Source organism: Janthinobacterium sp. LPB2021202312-11-4, from assembly GCF_037049705.1.
Taxonomy (GTDB): Bacteria; Pseudomonadota; Gammaproteobacteria; order Pseudomonadales; family Pseudomonadaceae; genus Aquipseudomonas.
Genome location: NZ_JBAGKV010000065.1, coordinates 1 through 4,950, shown reverse-complemented (window position 1 = coordinate 4,950; position 4,950 = coordinate 1). Strand labels below are relative to the sequence as shown.

Here is a 4,950-nt window from a genome sequence, read left to right as displayed (position 1 = left end):
GTGAACACGCACGCTTTTCGTCACGAACTGAATACGGAAATGCATCGGGCAGGCCTTTCGCAACTGCTGATCGATGCGTTTTCGGGACGCACTACCCAAGGATCGGTCTATAACCATATAACTGTTGAAGAACAGCGCCAAGCGGTTGCGTCAGTGCACCCTAAAACCAAGCAGAGTAATGCAGCGAAGTGCCTGGAAAAGATTCATACGAATGAACCTTTGAATCTCAGTGATTTGATTGCTATTGGTGAGGGTAACCAAGATCGAGTTATTCATAAAACTCACCTCGGTCTTTGTATACACTCGTTTGAGAGTGAACCCTGCCCTAAAATGGGTGCGTGTTTGACTTGTGGAAACTTGGCCTGTGTGAAGGGTGATGATGTAAAGCTAGCCAATCTTAAGGAAGAGAGGGCTTACCTAAAGCAGCGCTATGAAAAAGCTGCGACTGCCGAAGCTCAAGAAGATTTCGGCGCCTCTGAGTGGCGCAAAAAAACAGGGCTAGACCTGTTCAAATGCGAAACTTTGATCAAAGTCTTAGAGAGTCCTGAGCTCAAGAACGGGGACATCGTGTGGAATGTTGATAATGGCTGGAACTTGACCAAAAATGCTGCCGCAATGGCGGGACTTATCGACGCAAAAACAATTGAAGCACCGAAACAAGAGGCGTTGTCTTCTTTAGACAAACTGGCGGCTATGCTAGACAGTATTGAGGTATAGATGTGGGACATTTGACGAAGAAAGACGAAGCGCGCATCGTCAAGCTAATTCAAGAATGGTCTGAACCTAAGCTGACCTGGCCTCTTCTAGTCGAGGCCTGCAAAACCAAGCTGAGCATCAATAGGGCTCGCCAGTCCTTGATGAAACTGTCAGCGGTAGACATGGCAATGAAGGATCGTAAGGCTGCGCTCAAAGCGCCAACTGAGAAGCCAGGGTGGGTTAAAGACATTCACCTAGCAAATGAGCGCATTGAAAAGCTGACTGAAGCAAATCAGCAGCTTAAGGCTGTTAATCAACAACTTCTTGCACGCTTCCTCACTTGGCAGGCCAATGCGGATATGCATGGCGTATCTCAATCGATGCTGGATCGACCGCTGGTTCAGTTCAGGAATTAATCAGCTGGTTTCAGACAATTAAGAGTGACACAAGGACACCGGTTGTTGAGGCCGATGCCGCATCCCCGTCCGGCTGATGGGATCACGCTACTATCCGCTATTGATTGGCTAGCAAACAACAGCACCGGTACTACGCCTCAACGATGATGGGCCATACAGTCGCCAGGCTGGCCACTCGACCACAGCACACCAAGGGCTGATTCATCCTTCGTGACGGTCGAGGAGCCAACGGTAAGAAGGGCTCTAACATCGATCATGTGTATTCTGGCAGAAACCGTCCGCGCAGGATAAAAAAAGAGCAATCCCATCGAAAAATACAGCTAGCATAAGATGGCATAATCATATTTTCCGAAGAATTTCGTCACGCGCAGCGTCCAACGCTATCAGCCAACCATTTGGAAAGGATTTCACATGTTCTCAGGCCAGTTTCTGATCGCCAATTGCAGTTATAACTACCTCTTCGCCGCCGACAGCGACAAGAAAGACAATGACCACGTCGTCGAAACCCGTCCCAGTTCTTGTGCCACAATGGCTGCGGACAGCAAATTCCTTTGGGAAATCAGCGACGCAGGGAACGGCTGCTTCCACATCAAAAATGGCAAGTACGGTTATATCTTCGCCGCCGATGGTGACAAGAAAGGAAGCGACCATATGGTGGAGGCCCGGCCCGGTGCCAGCAGCAGCGATTTGGCGCAGGACAAATTCAAATGGCGGATCATTCGGGAAGGCAATTTCTACGCCATCACCAACGTGAAGCACGGGGCCACTTTCGCTGCGGACACCGATATCAGCGACGGTGACCATCTGGTGGAGGCCCGCTCATCGGCGTCTACCAGCGAGCGGGCCAGCGCCAAATTCAAGTGGATGATCTTCAACGAATACAACCTGACTAACTGGATGAGCCAGCTGGACGACAACAAATCACTGGAACAAATTTCCCTGCCCGGCACCCATGACAGTTGTGCCCTGTATGGCGGATATGCGGTTGAAACACAAACCCGCAGCCTGATTGATCAAATGAACGCCGGTGTCCGCTTTCTCGACATCCGCTGCCGACACAGCGAAAGCCATTTATCGATTTTCCACGGCTCGGTCTACCAAAAAATCGGTTTTCAGGAAGTACTTGACCAATGCTACCAATTCCTCAGCGTCAACCCAGGTGAGACACTGGTGATGTCGGTGAAAAACGAAGGCGGTGGCGATCATCCGGTCGGAACCTTCCAGGAACAATTTGAGGCTTATCTCACCACTTCCTTGAATCGTTGGTTCCTCGACAACCGTTTCCCCAAGCTGAGAGAAGTCAGGGGCAAGATCGTGCTCTTGCGCCGCTTCGAAAAAAACAATCCATCAGAGGAATTGGGCCTTGCCGGCAATCCCGGATGGAAGGATGACACCACGTTTGTCATGAACTCTCCCTTGGCTACCATGGAAATTCAAGATCAATACGACAGCAACAATGCAGAGAAAAAATGGAGTTGCATACGCTATCTTCTTGAGAGGGCCAGGAGTGCTAACCAGGAACGCCTGTTTATCAATTTTAGCAGCGCTACCGGTGCCAGCACCCTCAGTCCGATCCCTAACCCGGAAAAGATGGCCAACCAGATCAACCCGAAAATGATCGACTACTTCATCGCCAACCAAGGCCGTTTCGGCATCATCGCTATGGACTTCAACTTGGCTAATATCAGCGGCGTAATCGTGCAAACAAATCTGTAAGCGATCGATAGCCATGAATCGTGGAGCCGGCGTAACGCCGGCTTATTTCTGGCCCCCGGAATTGCATGATATTTTGATTCCTCTCGCCACACGTCAATCGTGAGAAATAAATCGGCTCTAGTGTCATGAGCGCATGCAAAAAAGTTAGATTTTGGACCTAAATTTGATTCAAGGTCGGCAAAAATTAACTAAAAATCCTGCTCTGACACAGGATCGTGATGAGAGAGATGCTGGGAAGACTGGAAAGCCAATGATTATCTGGGCTCGCCAGTGACGCTTAAACGTGACTAAAAACTAATAGCGCAGATGGGGGTATTGAGCCAATATGTGGCACTCCTGTAAAAATGAAAATAAGTAGGCTGGAGATCCCGATTTATGGGGCCAATATGCGATATTGACAAAACTCCAAATTTTTCGTAAAAAATGTTTATTGGGTACCTGACGGAATTGCAAATAATGATGCATTTCTATGTCAAAACTATCCGCTGCGCAAGCGGAGAACGCCTTCCGGCGCTGATAGATCGAGCGAGCGGTCTTCCTCACTTTGACGCAACGCTTTGGGTCGTCTCTGCACTTCGATCCAGTAACGTGGCCAGCGCAACAATCGAGCAAGCGCTCCGAAGCATCGCGATTTTGCTGTCCGTGCTACGTGCTCGAGGGATAGATCTTGCTAGCCGGTTGAGCGAATCAAGATTTCTGGAAGCAGTTGACGCCTCGGACGTTATCGGCTACTTCAGCCGACCGCGCGACTCGATCCAGTTCGAGAGCTCAAGGATGGCTGCTTCGAGGGCGAGTTGGTTTTCGTTGATTTTGGATCAAGGAATCGATGGTTTTCCATCGTTGACCCGTACCAAGCAACTCTATGATCACCGCAGCGATGGAATCGGCCTGAATAGGTGGAACGGATTCGGGGGGCAGCCGTTATTCAGGCGCCGTACTCAAATGGAGATCTCTGATTAGAGCTTTGCGATACCGCAACGGTGTTCCATTGAGCTCGATAAATAACAATCGGTTTGCTGCACTCACCAGCATGGGCATTTGATGGCTGGGAATACACACATAGCCCGTCAACTGTTTGTCATTGATGTGGAGCGAGCCGATGGCCGATGGCTGCTCTACTAAGGTATCCAGCCATGGATCCGCTACTAAACGCAGAAGTGCTTCTGGATATTTGAATTCCTCCGGATCAATAACACGCCCCTCCAAGGTCAAGGTGGCCATCTCCTTAAAGTGGCTTTTCCCTTGCCACCGGTCTGTAGGACTAGATAGGTAGAACGACCAGCTAAAATCCCAACTTGTGATCTGTATTTCATACCTAGCGAACAGCGTCTCTAATCGAGGCCGGCCACGTTTTTTTGAAAGCTTACTTAGAGGAGTTTTTGCCATAGCCTTTCCTTTTATGCGACAAGCGATGATCTCTGTATTCGTTGGCTATGATTTGTCGCGTAAATCTGTCTCGCTGACAGGCTTGCGGAGCTTACGCTGCATCTAGCCACGCCTCACAGAGCGTCTCTGCTTGATTAAGTATCAACTGAGCCGCTTCCTCGGCTTGATCCGGCGGATACTTATACTTGCGCAGAATTCGCCGTACCAGGATGCGCAGTTTTGCCCTCACGCTTTCACGGCTGCTCCAATCGACACTGACGTTGGCTCGCAGGCTAGCGGTCAGCTCGTGGGCAATTTTGGCCAGGATCTCGTCGCCAAGTTCCCGCACCGAAGCCTCGTTGTTGGCTAAGGCATCGTAAAACGCCAGCTCGTCGTCATTGAGCCCCAGTGCATCGCCACGCTGACTCGCGGTGGCGAATTTCTTGGCCATTTCAATCAGCTCTTCGATGACCTGAGCGGTTTCGATGGAGCGGTTTTGGTAGCGTTTAATCACATTGGCCAGTAACTCTGAGAACTTCTTCTCCTGGGCCAGATTAGTACTGTAACGGCTCTTGATTTCGCCTTCGAGCAAACGCTCCAACAGCTCCACCGCCAAGTTCTTCTCGGGAAGATTGCGCACCTCGGCGAGAAACGCGTCGTCGAGCAGGCCGATATTGGGCTTCTCCAGGCCCACGGCTTCAAAAATATCCACCACCTCGCCGGAGACCACCGCATTGCCGATGATTTGGCGAATGGC

The 4,950-nt window shown here is 50.4% G+C and carries 5 protein-coding genes; 3 read left to right on the top strand and 2 right to left on the bottom strand.

Going from position 1 to position 4,950, the window contains the following annotated elements:
- The 3 genes from V5E99_RS30740 to V5E99_RS30730 form a co-directional block, all read left to right on the top strand.
- On the top strand, window positions 1-717 hold a 717-nt coding region (locus V5E99_RS30740), incomplete at its 5' end, for a hypothetical protein (protein WP_499806273.1).
- 11 nt (window positions 718-728) lie between these two features.
- On the top strand, window positions 729-1,112 hold the full coding sequence (locus V5E99_RS30735; RefSeq protein ID WP_499806272.1) for a hypothetical protein: 384 nt from the start codon (window positions 729-731) through the stop codon (window positions 1,110-1,112).
- 411 nt (window positions 1,113-1,523) lie between these two features.
- Complete coding sequence (locus tag V5E99_RS30730; RefSeq protein ID WP_499806271.1) at window positions 1,524-2,828, top strand: phosphatidylinositol-specific phospholipase C domain-containing protein; 1,305 nt, start codon at window positions 1,524-1,526, stop codon at window positions 2,826-2,828.
- 921 nt (window positions 2,829-3,749) lie between these two features.
- Here the strand turns inward: V5E99_RS30730 and V5E99_RS30725 are convergent.
- Window positions 3,750-4,214, bottom strand: coding sequence for a hypothetical protein (locus V5E99_RS30725; RefSeq protein WP_499806269.1), 465 nt, complete (start codon window positions 4,212-4,214; stop codon window positions 3,750-3,752).
- A gap of 91 nt (window positions 4,215-4,305) precedes the next feature.
- A partial coding sequence (locus V5E99_RS30720; protein WP_499806267.1) for a DUF3387 domain-containing protein occupies window positions 4,306-4,950 on the bottom strand: 645 nt, incomplete at its 5' end.

Bases quoted from the DNA above. Each gene is read 5' to 3' on its own strand.
- V5E99_RS30725 (WP_499806269.1), bottom strand. From the start codon at position 4,214: ATGGCAAAAACTCCTCTAAGTAAGCTTTCAAAAAAACGTGGCCGGCCT.
- V5E99_RS30730 (WP_499806271.1), top strand. From the start codon at position 1,524: ATGTTCTCAGGCCAGTTTCTGATCGCCAATTGCAGTTATAACTACCTC.